The organism is Chryseobacterium camelliae (genome assembly GCF_030818575.1).
Lineage (GTDB): Bacteria > Bacteroidota > Bacteroidia > Flavobacteriales > Weeksellaceae > Chryseobacterium > Chryseobacterium camelliae_A.
The window spans coordinates 3,104,128-3,126,054 of record NZ_JAUTAL010000001.1 but is presented as its reverse complement, the minus strand read 5'-3'; the positions used below and the strand labels follow the sequence as shown (position 1 = coordinate 3,126,054).

The 21,927-nt window shown below is 39.8% G+C and carries 23 protein-coding genes, 1 tRNA gene and 1 pseudogene; 12 read left to right on the top strand and 13 right to left on the bottom strand.

Annotated features, from left to right (window positions below):
- Positions 1 to 48: 48 nt before the first annotated feature.
- The 5 genes and pseudogenes from QE404_RS14295 to QE404_RS14275 all read left to right on the top strand — a co-directional run bounded on the left by QE404_RS14295 (position 49) and on the right by QE404_RS14275 (position 3,755).
- Entirely contained in the window at positions 49 to 246 is a 198-nt protein-coding gene (locus QE404_RS14295) for a DUF308 domain-containing protein (RefSeq protein ID WP_307451556.1), read from the top strand.
- Entirely contained in the window at positions 236 to 1,108 is an 873-nt protein-coding gene (locus QE404_RS14290; protein ID WP_307451554.1) for a PstS family phosphate ABC transporter substrate-binding protein, read from the top strand. Before QE404_RS14295 ends, QE404_RS14290 begins: the two co-directional genes overlap by 11 nt.
- Before the next feature lie 87 nt (positions 1,109 to 1,195).
- Positions 1,196 to 2,848 (top strand): tetratricopeptide repeat protein, encoded by a 1,653-nt coding sequence (locus QE404_RS14285; protein ID WP_307451552.1) that lies wholly within the window; start codon positions 1,196 to 1,198, stop codon positions 2,846 to 2,848.
- Positions 2,849 to 2,923: 75 nt separating this feature from the next.
- Positions 2,924 to 3,644 (top strand): annotated as a pseudogene (bshB1, locus tag QE404_RS14280) (bacillithiol biosynthesis deacetylase BshB1).
- Positions 3,645 to 3,679: 35 nt separating this feature from the next.
- Positions 3,680 to 3,755: transfer RNA gene (locus QE404_RS14275), tRNA-His, on the top strand.
- Positions 3,756 to 4,160: 405 nt separating this feature from the next.
- Here the strand turns inward: QE404_RS14275 and QE404_RS14270 are convergent.
- Both QE404_RS14270 and QE404_RS14265 read right to left on the bottom strand, forming a co-directional pair.
- Positions 4,161 to 4,496 carry a DUF3276 family protein gene (locus tag QE404_RS14270; protein ID WP_100075736.1) on the bottom strand — a complete coding sequence of 112 codons (336 nt, stop codon included), beginning with the start codon at positions 4,494 to 4,496 and terminating at the stop codon, positions 4,161 to 4,163.
- 99 nt (positions 4,497 to 4,595) lie between these two features.
- The gene (locus QE404_RS14265) at positions 4,596 to 6,257 is read right to left on the bottom strand and encodes an ABC transporter ATP-binding protein (protein ID WP_307451548.1); all 1,662 of its coding nucleotides are present in this window, start codon (positions 6,255 to 6,257) and stop codon (positions 4,596 to 4,598) included.
- Positions 6,258 to 6,347: 90 nt separating this feature from the next.
- On the opposite strand from QE404_RS14265, the gene QE404_RS14260 reads away from it, so the two are divergent.
- The 5 genes from QE404_RS14260 (at position 6,348) to QE404_RS14240 (ending at position 9,591) form a co-directional block, all read left to right on the top strand.
- Positions 6,348 to 7,253, top strand: a complete 906-nt coding sequence (locus tag QE404_RS14260; RefSeq protein ID WP_307451546.1) for a transcription antitermination protein NusB — start codon at positions 6,348 to 6,350, stop codon at positions 7,251 to 7,253.
- A 9-nt stretch (positions 7,254 to 7,262) separates the two neighbouring features.
- Positions 7,263 to 7,781, top strand: a complete 519-nt coding sequence (locus QE404_RS14255; protein ID WP_307451545.1) for a DUF1573 domain-containing protein — start codon at positions 7,263 to 7,265, stop codon at positions 7,779 to 7,781.
- 4 nt (positions 7,782 to 7,785) lie between these two features.
- Complete coding sequence (yajC, locus tag QE404_RS14250; protein WP_307451543.1) at positions 7,786 to 8,157, top strand: preprotein translocase subunit YajC; 372 nt, start codon at positions 7,786 to 7,788, stop codon at positions 8,155 to 8,157.
- 186 nt (positions 8,158 to 8,343) lie between these two features.
- Positions 8,344 to 9,075, top strand: coding sequence for an SDR family NAD(P)-dependent oxidoreductase (locus QE404_RS14245; RefSeq protein WP_307451540.1), 732 nt, complete (start codon positions 8,344 to 8,346; stop codon positions 9,073 to 9,075).
- 9 nt (positions 9,076 to 9,084) lie between these two features.
- Positions 9,085 to 9,591, top strand: a complete 507-nt coding sequence (locus QE404_RS14240; protein ID WP_307451538.1) for a hypothetical protein — start codon at positions 9,085 to 9,087, stop codon at positions 9,589 to 9,591.
- A gap of 1 nt (position 9,592) precedes the next feature.
- Here the strand turns inward: QE404_RS14240 and ligD are convergent, their stop codons facing one another.
- The 7 genes from ligD to QE404_RS14205 form a co-directional block, all read right to left on the bottom strand.
- On the bottom strand, positions 9,593 to 12,118 hold the full coding sequence (gene ligD, locus QE404_RS14235) for a DNA ligase D (RefSeq protein ID WP_307451536.1): 2,526 nt from the start codon (positions 12,116 to 12,118) through the stop codon (positions 9,593 to 9,595).
- Positions 12,118 to 12,903 carry a non-homologous end joining protein Ku gene (gene ku / locus QE404_RS14230; protein ID WP_307451535.1) on the bottom strand — a complete coding sequence of 262 codons (786 nt, stop codon included), beginning with the start codon at positions 12,901 to 12,903 and terminating at the stop codon, positions 12,118 to 12,120. The genes ligD and ku overlap by 1 nt, the downstream gene beginning before the upstream one ends.
- Before the next feature lie 72 nt (positions 12,904 to 12,975).
- Positions 12,976 to 13,518 carry a hypothetical protein gene (locus tag QE404_RS14225; RefSeq protein ID WP_307451533.1) on the bottom strand — a complete coding sequence of 181 codons (543 nt, stop codon included), beginning with the start codon at positions 13,516 to 13,518 and terminating at the stop codon, positions 12,976 to 12,978.
- 93 nt (positions 13,519 to 13,611) lie between these two features.
- Positions 13,612 to 15,366: an aspartate--tRNA ligase gene (gene aspS, locus QE404_RS14220; RefSeq protein WP_307451531.1), complete on the bottom strand. Its 1,755-nt coding sequence runs from the start codon at positions 15,364 to 15,366 to the stop codon at positions 13,612 to 13,614.
- 360 nt (positions 15,367 to 15,726) lie between these two features.
- Positions 15,727 to 15,942, bottom strand: coding sequence for a helix-turn-helix domain-containing protein (locus tag QE404_RS14215; protein ID WP_307451529.1), 216 nt, complete (start codon positions 15,940 to 15,942; stop codon positions 15,727 to 15,729).
- A 138-nt stretch (positions 15,943 to 16,080) separates the two neighbouring features.
- A complete protein-coding gene (locus QE404_RS14210) occupies positions 16,081 to 16,506 on the bottom strand; it encodes an ankyrin repeat domain-containing protein (protein WP_307451527.1) in 426 nt (141 codons plus the stop codon).
- Positions 16,507 to 16,540: 34 nt separating this feature from the next.
- Entirely contained in the window at positions 16,541 to 17,089 is a 549-nt protein-coding gene (locus QE404_RS14205) for a DUF2975 domain-containing protein (protein ID WP_307451526.1), read from the bottom strand.
- A 222-nt stretch (positions 17,090 to 17,311) separates the two neighbouring features.
- On the opposite strand from QE404_RS14205, the gene QE404_RS14200 reads away from it, so the two are divergent.
- Complete coding sequence (locus tag QE404_RS14200) at positions 17,312 to 17,431, top strand: 30S ribosomal protein THX (protein ID WP_307451524.1); 120 nt, start codon at positions 17,312 to 17,314, stop codon at positions 17,429 to 17,431.
- Positions 17,432 to 17,487: 56 nt separating this feature from the next.
- Here the strand turns inward: QE404_RS14200 and QE404_RS14195 are convergent, their stop codons facing one another.
- Together QE404_RS14195 and QE404_RS14190 are read right to left on the bottom strand one after the other, a co-directional pair.
- Positions 17,488 to 18,147, bottom strand: a complete 660-nt coding sequence (locus tag QE404_RS14195; RefSeq protein WP_307451522.1) for a DUF937 domain-containing protein — start codon at positions 18,145 to 18,147, stop codon at positions 17,488 to 17,490.
- A 90-nt stretch (positions 18,148 to 18,237) separates the two neighbouring features.
- Positions 18,238 to 18,747 (bottom strand): DUF2480 family protein, encoded by a 510-nt coding sequence (locus QE404_RS14190; RefSeq protein ID WP_307451520.1) that lies wholly within the window; start codon positions 18,745 to 18,747, stop codon positions 18,238 to 18,240.
- A gap of 77 nt (positions 18,748 to 18,824) precedes the next feature.
- Between QE404_RS14190 and lpxB the strand changes: the two genes are divergently transcribed.
- Positions 18,825 to 19,934, top strand: a complete 1,110-nt coding sequence (gene lpxB, locus QE404_RS14185; RefSeq protein ID WP_307451518.1) for a lipid-A-disaccharide synthase — start codon at positions 18,825 to 18,827, stop codon at positions 19,932 to 19,934.
- 34 nt (positions 19,935 to 19,968) lie between these two features.
- Here lpxB and QE404_RS14180 read toward each other — a convergent pair whose 3' ends face one another.
- Both QE404_RS14180 and QE404_RS14175 read right to left on the bottom strand, forming a co-directional pair.
- Complete coding sequence (locus QE404_RS14180) at positions 19,969 to 20,517, bottom strand: DUF6705 family protein (protein ID WP_307451517.1); 549 nt, start codon at positions 20,515 to 20,517, stop codon at positions 19,969 to 19,971.
- An 18-nt stretch (positions 20,518 to 20,535) separates the two neighbouring features.
- Positions 20,536 to 21,804: a hypothetical protein gene (locus tag QE404_RS14175; protein WP_307453955.1), complete on the bottom strand. Its 1,269-nt coding sequence runs from the start codon at positions 21,802 to 21,804 to the stop codon at positions 20,536 to 20,538.
- Positions 21,805 to 21,927: the final 123 nt, after the last annotated feature.

Below are 21,927 nucleotides of genomic sequence, written 5' to 3'. Positions count from 1 at the left end.
AAGAGAAGCATATGCTTCTCTTTTTATTTTTTTTGGTATTTTTGTTATATGATGTTCAACTGGTTGTCCCTGGTAACAGGAATATTTTATATCGTCCTCGGAATTGTAGTCATGGTCTACAAATTCTTCTTCACTATCTTGGAGCCTACAATTGCCTATCCTTTGGGAGGACTGCTGATTATTTACGGGATTTTCAGAATTATCCGGGCTGTTACAAGAATCAAGAAATCTAAAGATGAAGAATAGTTTTAAAGCCCTGTCATTATTGCTGTGCAGCTTCGTATTGCTGAACTGTAAGAAAGAAGAAAAATCACCCTCTTATTATAAAGGAGAAATGACGATCCTTACGGATGAGTCTTTTAAGAGTGTAACTGAGGCCCTGGCAGATGGCTATATGATCAGTTACCCCGATGCCAAGATCAAAGTGGTTACCAAAAAGGAAGATCTCGGTTTTATCGACCTGCTGAATGATAAAGCGAGGGTTGCGGTGATGTCCAGAGATCTCAGCCCGGAAGAAATCAAAACCTATGAAGAACATGTGGAGCTGAAGTTCCTGCCAGCAAAATTTGCAGCCGACGCTGTGATTTTCATCGTTCCAAAAGAATCTGCGAAAGAAAGTATTTCTATGGATGAGATTAAAAAAGGAATGATGTCCGAAGCCAAACCGTTCATTTTTGACGGAGCTAATTCCAGTAACCTTAATTTTGTCGCTCAGAAACTGAAAAAACAGCCGAAAGACCTTCAGTTTTCTGTTATACCGGGTAATCGGAATATCATCGAGGAACTGAACAAATATCCTGATAAAATCGGGGTCATAGGGCTCAATACATTCAGCCGTCCTTATGATAAATTGTCCGAAGAGCTTAGGGATAAAGTGAAAATACTTCCGGTGCAAAGCGGTAAGACGTCATATCTGCCCGACTCTGAAGGACTCCGGAAAATGAAATATCCTTTCACCAGAGTATTGTATTTCCTCACCAATGAAGGTAATTTCAATATCGCCAACGGATTCATCAGGTACTCCTGTACACAACTTGGACAGATGATTGTGCAGAAGGAGGGTCTTCAGCCTTATAACCTCTACAGGAGAGAGGTGCAGATGCGTTAAAAAATATTAAAGTATCACTGTACTTCAAATAATTACAGTATTTTGGTCTGAAAATTGCGAATATATAATTCGTTTATAAAATATAAAATGAAAGATATAATGAATATGAGTATGAATGTAAAGAAGATTGCTTTAGGAGCAGCAGTGGTATTTTTTACCGGTTTTGCTTCTGCGCAAACATTACAGGACGGTATCATCAGTATTGATAGTGACAAGTTTGCCCAGGCAAAAACTAACTTTACTGATATGGTTGCAAAGGCACCAACAGCCGAGAATTATTTCTATCTTGGGAATACGTATCTGAGACAGTCTGAGCCGGATTATGCCAAAGCAACCGAAAGTTTCAACAAAGGTCTTGCCGCAGACAGCAAAAGCTACCTGAATAAAATAGGATTGGCTGCTGTAAAACTGGGTAAAGGCGATAAAGCAGCTGTTGCAGAAATACAGAAAATTGTTGCCGATTCCAGGGAGAAAGATGCGGAAGTGCTGTTCAGAGCTGCTGAAGCGTTAACACTTTTCGATAAAAATAACTCTCCTGACCTGGCTATCCAGTATCTGAATAAGGCAATTGAAAGAGCTAAGAAAGATGTTCCAGCGTACTATTATTATACGTTGGGTGATGCCTACCGTTTAAAAAGAGTTCCGGGAGATGCGATGACTGCCTACGATAAGGCTTTGCCTTTGGCAAAAAACAAAGCTTCCGTTTACACCAGAATTGGTACATTATGGATGGCTGCACAGCAATGGCAGCAGGCTAAGACCAGCATAGAAAAAGCTATTGCAACCGATCCTACTTATGCTCCGGCATATAAAGCTATGGCAGCCTATGATATCAGATACCAGCAAAATGCGAAAGCAACACAGGATCTGATTAACTATACAAAATATGCTGACGAAGATCCTTATACACAGCTGGAGATCGCTAAGCTTTATTTTACGAATGAGGATTACACAAATTCTAAGGCTATCTTAGATAAGATTTTTGATAAGATTGATGATCCTATCAAATTTAAGCTAAGAGCTTATCAGCTTTATGCGGAAGGTAAGTATGCAGAAGCTAAGCAAAACATGGATAATTTCGTATCCAAGGCTGAAAAGTCAAGGATCCAGCCGGCTGATCAGGGTCTTCAGGGTCTTATTGCAGCAGGATTGGCCAAGACCGAAACTGATGCAGCTAAAAAGACAGCTTTAACGACAGAAGCACAGCAGAAAATTGCGATTGCCAAAGCCGCTAAAGACGAGACTATGAAATGGGATATGGAGCTTGCAAAAATTTCAGGAGGGGTAGCTTCCCAGGCTGATGTTGATGCAGGGCCTACCAATCCTACTATCGAAGGATTGAAGCAGAAGGTTGCTGCTAATGCTCAGGATACGGATTCACTGTTTAAACTGGCAACTGCATATCAGGATGCTAAAAACTGGAACGGAGCTATCCAGACATGGCAGAAAATGAATGCTCTTCTTCCTGATTGGGCTCCTGGCTACTATAGCTTAGGATATTCTTATCAGCAGGCAGGTAATAATGATGCAGCTAAAGCAGCATACGAGAAATTCATAAGTACTGTTAAGCCGGCAGATGTAGAAGCCAATAAACAGACATTAGCCTATGCCTATTTCGCTGTAGCATATATGAACAAAGATTCAGATCTTGCTAAAGCGAAAGATTATGTAGCAAAATCAGTACAGTTGGATCCTAACTATCAGGATGCAGTTAAACTTAATGCTGAAATTAATAAATAATTTAAATCATATATAACAGAACTTCCCAATCGCAATGTTTGGGAAGTTTTTATTTTAAGGTGTACATTTGGATTTATGAAAACAGATATATTAGCTTTCGGAGCACATCCGGATGATGTAGAGCTGGGATGCAGCGGAACGATTGCCAAACTAATTTCGGAAGGGAAAACCTGTGCGATTGTTGATCTTACTAAAGGAGAACTGGGAACGCGGGGAACCGATGAAATAAGAAAAGAAGAAGCCGCGAGATCAGCAGAAATCTTAGGCGTGTCAGTAAGGGAAAACCTGGGAATGAAAGATGGCTTCCTGGTCAATTCTGAGGAATACCAGATGAAGATCGTTAAAATGATCCGCAGATACCGCCCTGAAATCGTCTTAGCTAATGCGATTGATGACAGGCACCCGGACCATGCAAAAGCGGCGAAATTAGTGTCGGATGCGTGCTTTTTATCCGGTTTGAGAAAAGTGGAGACGGTTGATCAGGGGGGAAATCAGGAAGTATGGCGTCCCAAGCATATTTTTCATTACATCCAGTGGAAAAACATAAGGCCTGAATTTGTTATTGATATTTCTGACCATCTCGACAAAAAGATTGAGGCATGTATGGCATTTAAGACCCAATTCTATGATCCTGATTCTACAGAACCGATAACACCGATTGCGACCAAAGATTTTCTGGAAAGCCTTACTTACCGGGCTCAGGATCTCGGCAGACTTTCCGGGGGTTACCTATGCAGAAGGTTTCACGACTGAAAAGCTGATAGCGCTGAAAAATTTTGAGGGAATTGTTTTGTAGTTTAAAAATTATTCCTATATTTGCAACCACAAAACGGTGATTGTAGCTCAGTTGGTTAGAGCGTCGGATTGTGGTTCCGAAGGTCGTGGGTTCGAGACCCATCATTCACCCAAAACTTTAAATCCTGTCAGCAATGGCGGGATTTTTTGTTTATCAGATACTTCCTGACATGATCTTTAAAATCTAAAGCCCTATAAAAGATTTTTTTAAAATTTATATACATTTCTTTGATATTCATTCCCTTGTGCCACCTGTTAAGTCGGATTTTTATAAATAGGAATGTCTCTTTGGATGACTAATGAATGTATCGAAGTTATGAAATAACAGGTTAGCAATGATTAATGATATGGAGATTCAGGAGAAAGTGACATTGAACAGGTGAAACTTGTACAGAAAAGTCAGGTTGGTATAAAGGAACGCGCAGTTAGTAAGATCCTCGCTGTTTTAAAGAGAATGTTAATGGCATAAAAAAAGCATCTTTCTTCAGATGCTTGTGTTTTTAGATATTGTTTTGATTTAAACTTCTTCGTCAGAATCTATCGTGTAAGATCTGCTTTTAAAGTCTTTATCATGCTTTTCTGAAATAACATCTTCTCCTTTTTCGTTAATGATGAAATCTGTGGACTCATTAAACATTTCCTGGAAACTTTTAAAATCCTCTTTATAAAGATAAATCTTGTGTTTTTCAAATGTAGCTTCTCCATTGTCTCCGAAGTTCTTTTTACTTTCGGTAATCGTAAGATAATAATCTCCCGCTTTCGTCTCGCGCACATCAAAGAAATACGTTCTTCTTCCTGCTTTTAACACCTTCGTGAAAATTTCATTTTCGTGGCGTTCCTTGTATTCACTCATTGTTAGATAATTTTTAATCTTGTTAAGAACAAATATATAAGTTTTCTTTCAATCACAAAATTTTTTTTATGATTTATTTAACAATTGAAAATGAATTGACTACGATGTTACAGAATTGTTAATTTCCGTGAGATTAATAATCTGGTGAGCTTTCTGTGCGCTAGACTCTCTATGTGTGATAATTATGGAAGTGGCATTCTGTATTTTGGCTTCGATATTTTCAAGGATATTATGTTCAGTTTCCGTATCCAGTGCAGATAGGGAATCGTCAAATATAATAATATTCGGGTTCTTGATCAGGGCCCTGGCAATACATATCCTCTGTTTCTGTCCGCCGGAAAGCATGACGCCACGTTCGCCTACCATGGTTTTATATTGTTCTTTGAAATCAATAATATTCTTATGGACGTCGGCGATTTTAGCATATTCCACAACGCGTTCATGGGAAGGATGGTCAATGGCAAATCCGATATTGTTTTCTATCGAATCTGAGAACAGGTAGCTTTCCTGGGGAATATATCCGATGAATCTCCTGTAGTTATCCAGGTTGTGCTCTTTAAGGTTTTTCCCGTCAACGAGTATTTCACCCGAACTAGGGTCGATAAGGCGGCATAATAACAGGGCAATTGTAGATTTACCGCTTCCGGTTTTACCCATAATGGCCAGGGATTCCCCGGCTTTTACCTTGAAACTGAGATTATCAAGTGCTTTTATACCGGTATTCGGATAAATATAGGATACATTTCTGAATTCGATATCTCCTTTAATCGTATACTCGTCAAAATTGGTGTTGACAATTTCAGTTTTCTTATCCATAAATTCATTGATCCTTTGCATGGAAGCTTCGGCCCTCTGGTTTACAGAAGTTACCCATCCTACCATAGAGAACGGCCAGATCAGGATATTGATATACATAAAGAAATCTGCAATTTTACCTACGCTGAGATGTCCGCTGATGTATTTCTGCCCTCCGATGAAGATGATGACCACATTCAGCAGACCAATAACGAAAAGGATGATTGTAAAGAAATACGCTTCAGTTTTAGCAAGATCCAGGGCTTTGTTCTGATAATCGGTTACCTTTATCCCATAGTTCTTTTCAATATATTTTTCGCGGGCAAAAAATTTAACGACCCGGATGCCTGAAAAACTGTCCTGTACAAAAGTAGAAATAGCCGACTGGCTTTTCTGCATGATCTTGGATTTCTTATTGATGATCGAACTCACTTTAAATATGATATAGGATAGGACAGGAAGAGGAAGTAAGGTCCAGACCGTCATCGATACATCCGTCTTCAGCATATAAATGCTCGTAATAACCAGCAGGATAACGAGGTTAACCACATACATTACACCCGGCCCGAGATACATTCTTACAGCAACGACATCTTCACTCAAGCGGTTCATGAGGTCACCAATAGTAGTCTGCTTATAATCTGTCAGAGACAGCTCCTGGTAATGCCGGTAAATCTTATTCTTAAGCTCGTACTCAATCCTTCTTGAGGCCACAATGATGGTCTGCCGCATCATAAAGGTGAAAAAACCTGTAAGAAGCGAACATCCTACAATAATCGCTACATAGATGAGTACTTGCCGGTTAAAGCCCAGATTCCCGCTTTTGGTAAGTTCATCCACAGATTTTCCGACGAACTGAACTTTATAAATATTGAAAAAATTACTGGCGATGATGAACAACAACCCCCAAAACAATAATAATTTATGTTTCCAGAAATAGGGATTTAAGGTTTTTAGTGCTTTCATACAGAATGGCAAAATTACAAAAATCGCAGCAGACTACGAATCCGTCAATTTTAAATTTTGTATCTTTGCCGCCATATAAAAGCTCTTTGAATGTTAGGAAGACGACAAATCCGTGAAAAAGTGGTAGAGAGTGTGTACTCTTACTACCAGAATCCTATTAAGTTTGATGTATTAGAGAAAAACATGTTCTCCAGTATAGAGAAAATCTATTACCTGTACATCTATCAGCTCAATTTTCTGGTTTCTTTAAAAGAACTGGCTGAGAATCAGATTGAGATCGGTAAGAATAAATTTCTTAAAACCGACTCTGATATCAACCCGAACCAGAAATTCATCAACAATCAGATTCTGATCAAGCTGGAGGAAAACCCTGAACGTCTGTTTTTCACAGGCCAGCACAAGCAGCTGAAATGGGACCTTCATGATGACCTTCTGGTAAAAACATTCCAGAGAATTACTGCAGGAAAAAGGTATCAGGATTTCATGAAAGAAGAAGGATATTCCTTTGAAGCTGACCAGAAGTTTATCGGGAAGCTTTTTCTGCGGTATATCGCCGAAAATGATGATTTTCATGATTATATAGAAGATAAGGAACTTTCATGGTCGGACGATATCCACATTTCTAATTCCATGGTTCAGAAAACCATAGGTTTTATGAGGGAGGATGAAGAGAGCAGGACCCTTATCAAAATGATCAAAGATGAAGATGATAAGACTTTTGCAGCCAAACTTCTGAGAGATACGCTGAACAACTGGGAAAACAATGAAAAGAAACTCTCCGAAAGGCTGGAAAACTGGGACCTGGAAAGAGTTGCCCTGATGGATAAAGTAATCCTGTCTACTGCAATTTCGGAACTGGATAACTTCCCTTTCACACCTTCAAGAGTCATTATCAATGAATATATTGAGATCGCTAAGGTATTTGCTACAGAACGTTCCAATATTTTCATCAACGGAATATTGGATAAATATTGTAAAGATAAAAACAGAATATAAATTACTTATATGAAAAAGAAGTTATCAATAATCGCCTTATCTATCATAGGCTTTGGTTTAGTTTCTTGTAAGAAAGAGCAGAAAGAGACTGCGGGTACTGAAACTGCGGTTACAGATTCTGCCAACACAACAATGTCTGCTGCTCCCGGCGATTCTGCCACAGTTCAGGCATCTGAGGTTTCAGGTGAAGCTGCTGCAGCAAAATCCAATCAGCCTCTAACAACGATTGCCTTATCTGAAAGCAACTTCGATTTCGGTAAAATCAAAAAAGGAGACAAAGTAGAGCATGTATATGAAGTAACCAATACGGGAAGCAATCCTTTGGTTATTTCCGAAGTAAGACCGGGATGCGGATGTACTGCTCCGGACTTTACCAAAGAACCTATTATGCCTGGTAAAAAAGGGAAAATCACATTACATTTCGATTCTTCCAATTTTGACGGGAATGTGAACAAATATGCAGACGTTTTTGCCAATGTGGAAAAAGCTCCGGTAAAATTAACGTTCACCGCTAACATCCAACCATAATATAATGAACACACTATCCATATTTTTACAGGCACCTGCCGCAGGAGGAAGCTCGCCAATGATGCTGATCATGATGGGGGTAATGTTTGTCGGGTTTTATTTCCTGATGATCAGGCCTCAGATGAGAAAGCAGAAACAGGAGAAAAACTTCCAGGAAAGCCTTAAAGTAGGCGCCAGAGTAGTGCTTACTTCAGGCCTGCACGGGAGGATTGCCCAGGTTCAGGATGATGGTTTCGTGATTGAAACCTTATCCGGGAAGCTGAAATTCGAGAAAGCTGCAGTTTCCAGGGAGTTTACGGAAGCCCGTTTCGGAGATAAAGCGAAAGCTGCTGAAAAAACAGCAGAGAAAAAAGAAATTGAAGCGGATAAGAAGTAATTTCTTATCGTTTAAAATATCTCGTTTCGGCGGGGTGAGCTTCGCTCACCCCGCCGAAACTTTTATTACCTGCTAAACAGATTTACTACTGAGCCTGTTTGTATCTTTTTCATTAGAAAACTACATTTATTTCACAGGCATCCGCAAAATTTGCACTTAGCTTGTAAAATGGAATATCTTTGCTCCATGGAGCAAAATAAAGCCAAAAACGTTCTCATTCTGGGTGCCAATTCAGATGTTGCCAAACAATGCATGAAGCAATATGTTCAGAAGGGATTTTCTGTTATGGCTGCTTCCAGAGACACCGGTTCTTTGGAACATTTCGTCCAGGAGAATAAGCTGCATTCAAAAGTTACAGTACTTAGTTTCGATGCAGTGGATTTTGCTGCCCATCAGAATTTCTATGCCGCACTTCCTGCTAAACCTCATATTGTAGTGTATGCAGCCGGATTCCTGGTGGATAATGCATCTGCTTTAGAGGATTTTGAAGGAGCTCAGCAGATGATGATGGTCAATTATATGGGGGCAGTATCCATCCTGAATATCGTTGCAATGGATAAGGAAAACAAAAATCTGGAGCGGATCATAGGTTTATCTTCGCTTTCGGGTGTCCGGGGAAGAAAAAGCAATTTTGTCTATGGAAGTACCAAAGCGGCTTTTACCACTTATCTGGCCGGATTGCGGCAGGAGCTTGCTTCCCGGAATATTACGGTCAACGCTTTGGTGATTGGATATATCAGGACCAAAATCAATGCAGGTTTACAGCTGAACGAATCGCTGATCATGGAACCGGATTATGTCGCAAGATATATTGTGAATGCCGGAAACTCTTTTACGATTGTCCCTAATTTTAAATGGAAGATTATTTATTTGATCCTGAAAATATTACCGGAAAGTCTGGTGGCGAAACTACCTTAAAAAATTGGAATGAAGTTATTATTATTTATAGTCTTTACGACCCTGTCATCAGGGATGTTTTCACAAAGATTGAGTGGACCGAAAAAAAGAAAGCTGTCATTTGATGATTTTAGAGGTGAAATTGGTGTGAGTACGGCCGCGGCAGTTTCATCAGTTATCATTAGATATGAAATTGTATCTCAGTCAATTTGGACAGGAAGAATTAAAATTAAAATATTTGCTGCTTTTGATAGGTCTTCTTCCTGGATAAAACCTGAATTTAAATCCCCACCGCTCCTGGCCCATGAGCAGGGCCATTTTGACATCACCGAAATATTCTCAAGAAAACTGCAAAAAAAAGTTGATGCAGAGATCAAGGGCGTAAAAGATTTTTCACAAAAATTTCAGCAAATGTATGATGATTTATATAATGAACATTATCAGTATCAGACTCAATATGAAATTGATACTGATAATGGACGTCATGAAGAAAACCAGGAAAAATACAATACATTGATCAGAGAAATGCTGCTTTAATTTATGCCAACATTTCAAGTGCTGCCATCATATCAATCCCTTTTCCTAAAACAGGTTTAAACAAATCTCCTTTTTTCTTGATTCTCTCCAGGGCATTATGAATGGTAAAATCTGTAGGCATCAATCCGGGTTTCAGTTCATTCCATTCCAGCGGCATGGAGACGGAGGCCCCTTCTTTCGGCCTAATGCTATAGACACTAGCGAGCGTCTGTCCTTGCCTGTTCTGAAGGTAATCCAGGTAGATTTTATTGCTGCTGCGTTTTTGCAGGCTTCTTTCAAGGGTCGTCAGTTTTGGAAGTTTTTCGTTCACCTGCTTCATTAAAATATGGGCAAAATCTTTTACTTGGTCGAAATCATATTTGCCTCCCATCGGAATATAGATGTGAATGCCGGTGCTGCCTGAAGTTTTGCAGTAACCTTCTACTTTGACGGCATTCAATACTTCATGGACCTGCAATGTGGTTTCAATGACATCATCAAATGTATTCTTCTTTGATGGATCAAGATCCAGTACCAGGTAATCAGGATGCTCCAGGTCGGGGAGGGAGCTGTTCCATGGGTTCATATCGATACAGCCTAAATTATTCAGGTAGGCGAGGGTGGCTTTATCATTACAGATGATGTAATCGATATATTTGTCCGTAGAATCGGAAAACACTTCAGTTGTTTTGATCCAGTCCGGAATATTATCACTTGCGTCCTTCTGATAGAAACCCTGCTTTTCAATGCCGTTTGGAAAACGGTTGAGCGACAGCGGACGGTTTTTCAGGTGCGGCAGGATGTATTCGGCAACAGATTGGTAATAATCAACTATTTCACCCTTGCTGATGTCGTCTTCAGGAAAGTAGATCTTGTCCTGGTTCGTCAGTTTCACTTTATGGCGGTTCAGTGTGATTTCAGTTTCATTATCAGTCTTCTTCGTAGAGGAGGTTTTAGGTTTCATATCAGCAGGTTTTTTGGTGATGGATGGGGCAGTTACTTTGATTTCTTCCGGTTCTTTATCCTCACGGATTGTTACAAAAACCGGATGACGGAAAATACCATCATTGGTAATTTCTGAATACTTAATTTCACAGACCAGCTCCGGTTTTATCCAGGTGACCGGTGAATTGGTTTTAGGAGTATTTTCAAACGGCGATTTCTTAATGGCCATTTTTTCCAGCCTGTCGCGCAGTTCCAGCAATGTTTCTTGGTTGAAGCCAGTGCCGGTATGGCCACAGTAAATGAGTTCATCATCTCTATATTTTCCCAGGATCAATGCTCCAAAACCCTTTCTGGATCCTTTAGGTTCGGTAAATCCGCAGATAATAGTCTCATCCGTATTGGAAAACTTTACTTTAAGCCAGTCTGTAGTCCGGTGGTTTTCCACATAAACGCTATCGGACTTTTTAGCGATCATCCCTTCCAGCTTTAATTTCTGCATTTCTTTAAAAAAGCTGATGCCTTTTTCTTGCACATGGTCACAGTAGCGGATGACATCAGTTTCTTTTAATGCTTCTTTCAGCAGTTCTTTCCGCTGGATCAGGGGAAGTTTTTCTGTAGAATGCCCGTTCAGCCATAAGAGGTCGAAAACCTGATAAACCAGTGCAAGATCAGGATTATCCCCAATCTGCTGCAATAGCTGGAAATTTGGCCGTCCCTGGGCATCGTAAGCCACGATTTCACCGTCCAGGATCATTGCATGTTCCTGCCGGCTGAAATCCCTGGCTACCTTTTCAAATTTGGACAGGAATGAAATCCCGTTGCGGGAGTAAAACTGAGGTTCATCTTTGCTGAGATCGGCAACAGCCCTGTACCCGTCCCATTTGATTTCAAAAATCCAGTCTTTATGGTCAAAGGGTTCGTCATGAAGCTTTGCCAGCATGGGATGGATAAAATCAGAAAGCTTTTTTTCTCCGCTTAATCCGCTGGGATCATGAAAGGCTTTAGGATGTGCTATGCTGTTTTTTGGGCTTTTTTTTTCCTCAAGGAATTCAGTAACGAGCGATTTTGACGAAGTATGCTCCTCTGCATCATAGCCGATTTCGGCATATTGGTCTTTGTGCTTGATCAGAAGCCATGCATTGCCTTCTGAGTTTTTCATTTTAACAAGTGCAAATTCCCCCTTCAGTTTCTTTCCGTGAAGGATGAATTTTAGGGATCCTGCTTTAAGTTCTTTCAACAGTTCCTTTTCATCAGATAATTTACTGGTATTATCCAGCGGTTCATAAGTCCCGGTGTCCCATACTTCTACCTGTCCGGCTCCATAATTTCCTTCCGGGATATTGCCCTCAAAATCTTTATAATCATACGGATGGTCTTCAACCATCATTGCGAGCCGTTTATCTTTGGGATCCAGCGAAGGACCTTTAGGAACCGCCCAGCTTTTGAGTACGCCGTCCATTTCCAGCCTGAAATCATAATGCAGGCGTGAAGCAGCATGGCGCTGGATTACAAAAATCAATTGATTTTCGCTTTTCTTCACAGAACCTTCCGGTTCACTCGTTTCATCGAATTTTCGCTTGTTATGATAATCTTTAAGAGCCATCAGGATGCATTTTTAGATTTGGAATTCTGTAAACTGGCTTTCAGCTGGGCCATCAGGTCGACGACTTTTCCATCTTCGGCAGGCTGGATCTTCTTCGCCTTGATGCTTTTGCCTTTTGCTTTCTGTTTGATGATCTTCATCAGCTCATCGGAATAGGTGTCTTTATACATGGCCGGATCAAACTCCTGAGAAAGCTGTTCGATAAGGTTAACCGCCATTTTCAGCTCCGCACCCTTAGCCGCTTTTTTAGCCGGGATTTTCAGGTCAGAATAATCCCTGATCTCCTGCTCAAACCGTAACCGGTTCAACAATAAAATATCATTGTTATAAGGGCGGATCATGCCGATGGTTTCACTTTCACGGAGGACAAAGGTGCCGATGCCTACCATTTCCGTCTGCTGAAGTGCTTTCAGCAAAAGTCTGTACGCATTTTCACCATTTTTCTGGGGTTCAAGGTAATAGGGGGTTTCAAAATAAATACTGTCTACCTCATCTTCCTTTACAAACTGGTCGATAGAAAGGATCTTGGATTTTTCCGGGCTGGCTGCTTCGTAATCATCTTCGTCCAGAACGATGTATTTATCATCGATGCGGTATCCTTTCACGATATTTTCCCATTTCACTTCTTTTCCTGTAGATTCGTTCACCCGTTTGAAACGGATATTGGAATAATCAGACTTATCCAGCATATCAAGATCCAGCTTGGTTGTTTCCGTTGCCGAGTAGATCTTTACAGGAATATTCACTAGGCCAAAACCAATGGCACCGTTCCAGATTGCTCTCATTGTACTGTATTTGAGGCATAAAGTACAATGATTGTGCCGCGCAGGACATTATAAAAAGGATGTGGTACTTAATTAAATCTGCTGAAAGCGGGCGTAATGTTTGAGATACGCCATAGTCTTGTCAAAATGTTCTTCATCTGTATTTTCCTTACTGATAACCACATGCATCAATGATTCAATGGTAATGTACAGGTATAAGTTATCTGAAAGGCAATAGGTGATTTCTTTCCAGGCTACTTTTAAATCAAGTCTATGATCTGAAAATCTGAAATGGGTGGGTGTCAATTCCCAAAATAAGGGCTTTGAATGATGCTGAAGTTTTTCAGCCTCTTTCTTTAATACGGTTTCCGCTTTTCTTTTGGCTTTTCCGTAATAGGTAATATAATTGAAAAACATAACCAAATACATTAATCCGCTGCCGACGAAAAAGTATCCGAAAGGTTGCCGGTAAAACAGTAAAAAAGATCCTAAAGCCAGGAATATAATGCCCCAAACCAGATTTTTCTTATTCTTATCCAGATTATTTTTCCAGATTCTTCTGAATTCATATTTATATATCCGGGATACGTTTTCTGGTGAATTTACAGCAGTACAGGTAAAGATTTCTTCAATCATGTTAACTTTTTAGGCAATAGGCTACAGTTTTCCTGTTAATGAAAGGGGTAAGATGGATAGAATAAAAAAGCGGAGAAAAATCTCCGCTCAAATTTATGCTTTTAAATCCAGTTTCAGTTCAAGCTCATCCAGCTGTGCCTCAGCGATGGCTGCCGGTGCATCAATCATAACATCTCTTCCGGAATTGTTTTTAGGGAAGGCAATATAATCCCTGATAACTTCATTTCCGTCCAAAATTGCTACCAGACGGTCAAACCCGAAAGCAAGTCCTCCGTGAGGCGGCGCACCGTATTTGAAGGCGTTCATGAGGAACCCGAACTGGGCTTCCGCTTCTTCTTTGGAAAAGCCTAGCAAATCAAACATTCTGGACTGTAAATCCTTATCGAAAATCCTGATGGACCCTCCTCCGATTTCATTTCCGTTCAGGACCATATCATATGCATTAGCCCTTGCTTTTCCAGGATCAGTTTCCAGCAAATGGATGTCTTCCGGTTTCGGGGATGTGAACGGGTGGTGCATCGCATGGTAACGTCCGCTCTCCTCATCAAATTCAAGTAACGGGAAGTCTACTACCCACAGCGGAGCGAATTCATTTCCTTTTCTCAGTCCGAGACGGTTTCCGAGTTCCATCCTTAAGGCGGAAAGCTGGGTTCTTGCTTTATTTTCGTTTCCGGAAAGGATCAGCATCAAATCGCCTTCCTTTGCTCCGAATTTTTCGATGATTGCCGTTAAATCGTCTTCATTATAGAACTTATTGACTGATGAGGTCTTCACGCCGTCATTCTGGAATTTTACCCAGACCATTCCGGAAGCTCCGATCTGCGGGCGTTTTACCCAGTCAACCAGCTCGTCGATCTGCTTTCTGGTATAGTCTGCGCAGCCTTCTACATTGATCCCGACTACCAGTTCCGCATCGTCAAATATTTTAAAATCTTTTCCTTTAACCAGATCGTTCAGCTCCACGAATTTCATTCCGAAACGGATGTCCGGTTTGTCGTTACCGTAAGTCTGCATGGCATCGGCAAAAGTCATTCTCGGGAAATCTCCGAATTCCTGTCCGGTAATATCTTTCAGCAGGTTCTTGGTCATGCCTTCAAAAACATTCATCACATCTTCCTGTTCCACGAATGCCATTTCACAGTCGATCTGGGTAAACTCCGGCTGCCTGTCCGCTCTTAAATCCTCATCACGGAAACATTTCACGATCTGGAAATATTTATCCATTCCGCCCACCATCAGCAACTGCTTGAATGTCTGCGGAGATTGCGGAAGGGCATAAAACTGCCCCGGATTCATCCTGCTCGGTACCACAAAGTCTCTTGCACCCTCCGGAGTAGATTTGATGAGCACCGGAGTTTCCACTTCGATGAAGCCGTTATCGGAAAGGTAATTTCTTACCTTCTGGGCCATTTTGTGGCGGAAAATAAGCTTATCCTTGACCGGATTTCTTCTGATATCAAGGTAGCGGTATTTCATTCTCAGTTCTTCTCCGCCGTCTGTTTCATCTTCAATGGTAAACGGGGGGAGCTGGGATTCATTAAGGATGGTTAATTCTTCAACTAAAATTTCAATTTCTCCGGTTGGAATATTCGGGTTTTTGCTCACTCTTTCAATGGTTTTCCCTTTCACCTGGATCACGAATTCACGGCCCAGCTTTTTGGCTTCTTCCATCAGTTGTGCTGAAGAGCGCTCCTGGTCAAAAACCAGCTGCGTAATCCCGTAACGGTCCCGGAGATCGATCCAAATCATAAATCCTTTATCACGGATGGTCTGTACCCATCCTGAAAGTGTAACGGTTTCATTAAGATTTTTTAGAGACAGTTCTCCATTGGTGTGCGATCGAAACATTGGTTTTTAGATGTTAGATATTAAACGTCGGCTATCAGATCTATCAATCTGATTTTCGAGTGCAAAGATAGGATTTTTGAAGGTTTTTGAAATAAAAAAACTCCCTTTCGGAAGTTTTTAATGAAAAAGAATGAATACGAGCAGATATATCTTGTGATTTACCATTCTTCTCTATGATAGTCTTAGTTATTAATCCACTCGACAGCTTTTTCCATTACCTCATCCCTGTTGTTAATGATTCCTTTTGCAGTGGGTTCTACTTCAACGTCAGGTACAATTCCTATTCGCTGGGTTTATTACCATCCGGGTAATAAATACCGATTCCGCTGATCAGGCAGTATAACCTGTAAAACGTTGCCGTCAGCTCCAGCGGTCTGCTGCATATTCAAGAATGTCTCCCGGCTGGCATTCTAGTGCTTTGCAAATGGCTTCTAGGGTAGAAATTTTTATAGCTTTAGCTTTTCCGTTTTTTAAAATAGAAAGGTTTGCCTGGGTAATTCCGATTTTCTCGGCCAGTTCCTGCGATTGCATCTTGCGTTTCGCAAGCATCACATCTACATTAATGATAATAGGCATAATTAAAATTTCATGTTATGGTAAAAAAACAAATTCTGTAATCTGATGTAATTATGTTAAGGCAAAAGTACTAGATAGTGAAAAATGGTGCGTAAACTGTGTACGGTGTAATAACCATTTTTTTTCATATGCAGGGATTTACTCTAAAAGCTTAATTAGTTCCGGTTGATTATATTTTTTTGCATAATCTAAGGCAGTTAAACCTTTGTTGTTTTTTGTTTCTTTTTTAGCGCCGCTTTCCAAAAGTTTTTTTACCATTTTAAGGTCCCCATATTTTGCAGCAAACATCAGAGGTGATTTTCCATCACATATTTTTTCAAGGTCTGCTTTTTCGTCAATAAGTTTTTGGAAAATGTTCACACTTTTCATCTTAATGGCTAGTGCCAACAGATTATAGGAGGTTTCATTGACATTGAAACATTGATTAATGTTCTGTCCATCAAGAAGATCTGCAAACCTTGCTGTGTTATCGAATTTCAGAATCTGTATCTGGTCATTATTCAATTCCTGAGCGTAAAAAAGTTTTGAAAGCATGAAGAATGCAATAAATAATAAATTTTTCATAGGATTAATTTAAATTGAGTTTTATTATAAAATATTAAATAACAAGATCACTTTCATCTTGCATCTTTTTTCCTTTCAGAAAAACTTCTTTCATCAGGATGAGACTGAATCCGGTTATCAAAAAAACGAAAGGCTGAATAAGATCAGGCTGTTGTGGGGAAATCAGAATATTAATAAAGCCTTGTATCACACCAAAAGCCAGCAGTCCAAACCCCAAGATTTTAAAATTCTTAATAGCTTTATCGGTAAAGAAATTGTCCTGAGAAAGTTCAAGGATAATTCTGAATGTTGTAAGTAGAATAAAATTAATGGAAATAAGCCCCAGAAAAGCGAGAAGTAAGCTTTGATAGGTGTTTTTAGTCGTGAGGGCCATGCTGGTAAAAGGATAGTGAAACTGAACAGCAATACTGCTGCCGGGATTTTTCAGGCTTTCCAGCGAAATAAAACGGTTGGTTTCTTCTGTAAAAAAATAAAGAATGATTAAACTCAGTATCCAAAGCGAAGCAATAGCAAATATGACGATGTAGACTCCAAAAGGATATCTTAACCACCAAAGTAAAGATTTTTTTCCTGTAATTTTCATGTTTCTTATTTATTTATTGCAAAGATATAAATAATTATTGTATTACGATAATTATTTTCTGTAAAATATGAATCGCAAAAATGGCTTTTCTTGTCATATCAGTCGACAGGTCCGAATTCCTGATTGTATACTATTGATTTATAAAAACATTAACAAGGTGAAATTTTTATTTTTATATTAAAATTTATAATTTAGTGCTTCACCAAATAAATATTTGTCATTATGGGAAAAGGAGATAAAAAATCCAGAAGAGGAAAAATCACCAATGGAAGCTACGGAAAAAGAAGGCCCAGAAAAGCTTCGAAATCAGTTGTCGCCACAGAAGAAAAAGCGAAAAACTAAGAATAAAAAGGCCGGAGAAATAAATTCTCCGGCCTTTTCTATGTAACAAAATTAAATTATTTTCCGCCTAAAAAGCTTCCCAGGATATCACCCAGGCCTCCTCCTCCTTGCTGTTTCTTCGGGTCTCCATTACCGAGGATGTTCCCCAGAATATCATGTAAAGGATTTCCTGAAGAGGAATTGTTACCTCCGCCCAGCACACTTCCGAGAATGTCATTCAAAGGACTTGACTGCTGAGACTGAGCCTGGCTCGATGCGTTTCCTAAGATGCCGCCCAAAAGGTCTCCCAATCCTCCGGATCCTACATTGTTCTGCTGTTTTTCTTTTCCGATATACCCCATAATTACAGGAGCCAGCATAGCAAGCACAGGTCCGATTTTATCGATGGAGATTCCCGTATTCTGTGAAAGCTGATTTTCTACATTCTGCTTATCGTTTCCGAATATATGGTTCAGGATAGAACCGCCTTCTGCCTGTCGCGTTTCCAGTTGGGAAGGATCATCCAGAATACTGCCGTCATGGTCTTTATCAAGAGCATTATTAAGTGCTTCCGCTTCTTTATTGTCCTCAGATTTCTTTCTGAGGTAAGAAATAATTAAAGGAGCTGCCACAGCGAGCAGGGCAAGCACCTGATTTCTGTTGATACCAAATTTGTTTTCTGCCTGGTCAGCGACCTGGCTGCCCGTATTTCCTGTCAGTAAATCGATTAGGCCCATAGTTTTGTGTTTCTTTTAATTGTTAGTAAAGCAACAATACCAAAAATTATTCCTCAATACAAACGCTCAGTGAAATTTTTACAGACAGTCTTAATTCTTAAGAATGGGAACATTGGAACATGCTTCCCCGAACATCAATGATTTAACGACCGGCTGCAGCTGTTCCACAAGCTCAATATAGGCATTTTCAGGGATTTCTTTGTCGGAACATCCTTTTACCAATACCCGTTTTCCCCTCATTTCACTAAAGTCATACTTCTGGATGGCATTATGCATGAGGATCACTTCAAGGTCTTCACGGTTTCCGAAGACTATTTTTCTGGTAACCGGCGACAGTTTTGCCGTAATCAGGAAATATGCCCAGAGCGGAACAATGGCATCCGCTGAATTGTATATGTAAACATAGGTGTCACGGTATTCTTCCGCATCCATGGCCGCTACTTTTTCGCGGAAATCTTTTTCTTTGAGGATCATCTCCATAAAGAGAAAATCTTTAAGGTCTATGCCTTTGCGGGCACCTCTGGGAACCAGATCCGTAAGATCAAAGTTGATCAGGCCGCTTTCTGCAACCTTATTCCGGATTTCAAATTCTTCTGCCATTTTTATTATTATCTTTGAACAAATTTACAAATTAAGATCCAACAAAATCCTAATTTGTCTCTATCCTTACCATAGAAATGAAGTATTATATCATAGCAGGAGAAGCCTCAGGAGATCTTCACGGCAGCAATCTCATGAAAGCCTTACGGAAAAAGGACCAGCATGCGGAGTTCAGATTCTGGGGCGGTGACCTGATGAGCGCTGCGGGAGGCACGCCGGTGAAACATTACCGGGACCTTGCCTTTATGGGCTTTCTGGAAGTTGCTAAAAATATCAGGACAATTCTGAACAATATCAGGTTCTGCAAACATGATATCCGGAGTTACAAGCCTGACGTGCTGATCCTGGTCGATTACCCGGGATTCAACCTGCGGATTGCTAAATTCGCCAAAACACTCGGCATTAAAGTCGTGTACTATATTTCGCCCCAACTCTGGGCATGGAAGGAAAGCAGGGTAGAGATCATTAAAAAGTATGTGGATGAGATGCTGGTCATTCTGCCGTTTGAAGAAGATTTTTATAAAAAACATGGGGTTCATTCCCATTTTGTGGGGCACCCGTTGCTGGATGCTATTTCCAATCTGGAAAATATAGATCCGAAAACATTTAAAAAAGATAACGGACTGACTGATCGGGAAATCATTGCGCTTTTGCCTGGTTCCAGGAAGCAGGAAGTGGAAAAGATGCTCGAGCTGATGCTTTCCGTACGCCCGCATTTTAAGGACTATCAGTTTGTCATTGCCGGCGCACCAAGCCTTCCCAAAGAATTTTATCAGAAGTATGTGGATGATCATGTACATTTCGTTTCCAATAAAACCTATGACCTCCTGAGGTGCTCCAAAGCAGCTTTGGTAACCTCCGGAACGGCTACTTTGGAAACAGCACTCTTAAATGTTCCTGAAGTAGTCTGTTACCGCGGAAGCAAAATTTCCTATGCCATTGCCAAGCGGCTGGTGAAAAATATCAAATACATTTCCCTGGTCAATCTGATTATGGACCGGGAAGTTGTTAAGGAATTAATCCAGGATGACCTGAATACCCCAAATCTAATTAATGAGCTGAACCAGATCATTTCCGGAGAAAAAAGATCTGTTATGCTGAAGGATTATGAGCTGCTGAGGGAAAAGCTTGGCGGAAAAGGGGCGAGTGATAAAGCAGCGGAAGTGATTGTGAATGTCATAAAATAGTCCAATAATAAAGCCCCATTTCAGGGGCTTTACATTATTGTTTAGTTAAAATAATTTCTTTAGGCAGCGGCTGCGGAATGCCTGTATTGTAATAAGGACAATCCGATGTTATGATCTCATTTCGATAAAAGTATTTCCATTCCAGCTTTGTTTTGGTAGAATCTAAAAAATTAATAGTTATAGTGCCTGAAGTATTGCACAAATCTGAATCATTATAATATAAAGCATATCTATTATCATCTTTTATAAATTTACCTCCCCATATTTTTGCTTTATCATCCGATAGATTTGTATTATCAAATAGTATGTTTCCATTGGTATCTAAAACTTTGAATTTTGCAATCAGATAATCTCTATATTTTTTTAGAACATCATCATATTTATTTGTAATTTTTTTGAAATTAATAAAAATCGTTTTATTATCCCAAGTTCCTTTCCAGGTTCCTTCATAGAAAGGCAGTTCATTGTTAGTATCCTTTAAATAAGCATTTTCAGGGATATCTGTAAATGTTCTCAATGGATAGGTTTGTGCCGTACAGGAAATTGTAACAGTAAATAGTATAAATAAAAATATATTTTTCATAATAAATTGTTTAAATAGTTATTGAGGACAAGGAATTGACTGAACAGGATTATCAGCACCATTATATTGTAATTTACTCGTGCTGCCTGTAGCTTTATCTGACTGATACACTTCGAGACCATTTATATTGACTACTTCCTGTAAAAATTTTGTAAATAGTTTTTCAACGTTAGGTTGAGTCAGTTGTTTATTTTCAAATAATTCTCCGTATTGTTTTCCATACCATGTTTTCCAATTTTCAAGTTGTCCTACCGTTACAGCAAAATTACCATCTCCCGAATATTTCAGGATATAATTTCCTTCTGAAGTGATCACCATGGCATAAGCATCGGTCATATTGCCTTTCAGCTTTGCATTTGCGACACAACTGGTTAAAAACGTAGCCACATCATACGGCGAAAATATCTTTACAACCCCCTCCATGTTAAGATGGGTATGCATATACCCGAAATATTTATTTCCTTCCGGAAATCTTACATTTCCGTTGCTGCTGTTGGCTAAAGATTCGTACGGTACTGTGCCGTAGGCTGCGGAATAGCCTGTTTCCGTACTTTTGTTAAACATTTCAGGTTTATCCAATGCGGCTACCTTGTCTTTAAAACCTTGGTTCTGGTTCTGGGCTTTCATTTTCTCACAAGGGTTTTTAGGATTCTGCGGGCTTGTGCTTCCTCCCCCTCCCGGATAAGGGTAGGTAGGCTGTTCCCCGCCTTCATTTCCGTCTCCATCGGTTGGCTCAGGAGGACAGGTAACAATATAATTGGTTTCCCAATACCCGGCATTGGATCCGTATTCATCTGCAGGATACCACATGGATACTGCAGAGATCTGGCACTCTGTAATTCCTTTATTTTCAACTGAACTGTAAGGCTCTGATTTTACAGCTTCTCTTTCTTTAGAAGTAATATACCTCTGGAAGAATTTAATATGTTCAGAGTCACGATCCTCCAGGAACCTGACGTGATCCCCATTTCTGGGAACCTGCAGGCAGGCAGTAACTTTTCCTCCTTCTGTAACAGGGACAATCAAAAAGCTTTCATCAAAATTCCCCATGGTCATGGCATAATCCCATAAAGGTACAGCATTTCCTTTTTTAATCTCAGCTTCATGTTCAAAATAGATCTGCATTACATTTTTAATGTATTTTTCATCTTCTCTGAAGACGCTTTTGGAATGATATTCCTTAGAAGCCGGATCGGAAGAAGTATAGATCTCATCATGGACACAGGAAAGCAGTACAAGGGAGAAGGCCATCATGAAAGACAGCCACGAAATTAATTTTCTCATCATAAGTTTTGGTTTTTAGTAGGTTAAAGATATAAAAATTATCACTTCAGCGTGATGGTTTCAAAGCTAAAATATTTTTTTTCCGGATATCATTAATATTTTAATATTTTTGATTAAAATTTTAAT

Coding starts and splice junctions, on each gene's coding strand:
- QE404_RS14295 (WP_307451556.1), top strand. CDS start 49: ATGATGTTCAACTGGTTGTCCCTGGTAACAGGAATATTTTATATCGTC.
- QE404_RS14290 (WP_307451554.1), top strand. CDS start 236: ATGAAGAATAGTTTTAAAGCCCTGTCATTATTGCTGTGCAGCTTCGTA.
- QE404_RS14285 (WP_307451552.1), top strand. CDS start 1,196: ATGAAAGATATAATGAATATGAGTATGAATGTAAAGAAGATTGCTTTA.
- QE404_RS14270 (WP_100075736.1), bottom strand. CDS start 4,496: ATGAGTGAATACAAGGAACGCCACGAAAATGAAATTTTCACGAAGGTG.
- QE404_RS14265 (WP_307451548.1), bottom strand. CDS start 6,257: ATGAAAGCACTAAAAACCTTAAATCCCTATTTCTGGAAACATAAATTA.
- QE404_RS14260 (WP_307451546.1), top strand. CDS start 6,348: ATGTTAGGAAGACGACAAATCCGTGAAAAAGTGGTAGAGAGTGTGTAC.
- QE404_RS14255 (WP_307451545.1), top strand. CDS start 7,263: ATGAAAAAGAAGTTATCAATAATCGCCTTATCTATCATAGGCTTTGGT.
- yajC (WP_307451543.1), top strand. CDS start 7,786: ATGAACACACTATCCATATTTTTACAGGCACCTGCCGCAGGAGGAAGC.
- QE404_RS14245 (WP_307451540.1), top strand. CDS start 8,344: ATGGAGCAAAATAAAGCCAAAAACGTTCTCATTCTGGGTGCCAATTCA.
- QE404_RS14240 (WP_307451538.1), top strand. CDS start 9,085: ATGAAGTTATTATTATTTATAGTCTTTACGACCCTGTCATCAGGGATG.
- ligD (WP_307451536.1), bottom strand. CDS start 12,118: ATGGCTCTTAAAGATTATCATAACAAGCGAAAATTCGATGAAACGAGT.
- ku (WP_307451535.1), bottom strand. CDS start 12,903: ATGAGAGCAATCTGGAACGGTGCCATTGGTTTTGGCCTAGTGAATATT.
- QE404_RS14225 (WP_307451533.1), bottom strand. CDS start 13,518: ATGATTGAAGAAATCTTTACCTGTACTGCTGTAAATTCACCAGAAAAC.
- aspS (WP_307451531.1), bottom strand. CDS start 15,366: ATGTTTCGATCGCACACCAATGGAGAACTGTCTCTAAAAAATCTTAAT.
- QE404_RS14215 (WP_307451529.1), bottom strand. CDS start 15,942: ATGCCTATTATCATTAATGTAGATGTGATGCTTGCGAAACGCAAGATG.
- QE404_RS14210 (WP_307451527.1), bottom strand. CDS start 16,506: ATGAAAAATTTATTATTTATTGCATTCTTCATGCTTTCAAAACTTTTT.
- QE404_RS14205 (WP_307451526.1), bottom strand. CDS start 17,089: ATGAAAATTACAGGAAAAAAATCTTTACTTTGGTGGTTAAGATATCCT.
- QE404_RS14200 (WP_307451524.1), top strand. CDS start 17,312: ATGGGAAAAGGAGATAAAAAATCCAGAAGAGGAAAAATCACCAATGGA.
- QE404_RS14195 (WP_307451522.1), bottom strand. CDS start 18,147: ATGGGCCTAATCGATTTACTGACAGGAAATACGGGCAGCCAGGTCGCT.
- QE404_RS14190 (WP_307451520.1), bottom strand. CDS start 18,747: ATGGCAGAAGAATTTGAAATCCGGAATAAGGTTGCAGAAAGCGGCCTG.
- lpxB (WP_307451518.1), top strand. CDS start 18,825: ATGAAGTATTATATCATAGCAGGAGAAGCCTCAGGAGATCTTCACGGC.
- QE404_RS14180 (WP_307451517.1), bottom strand. CDS start 20,517: ATGAAAAATATATTTTTATTTATACTATTTACTGTTACAATTTCCTGT.
- QE404_RS14175 (WP_307453955.1), bottom strand. CDS start 21,804: ATGATGAGAAAATTAATTTCGTGGCTGTCTTTCATGATGGCCTTCTCC.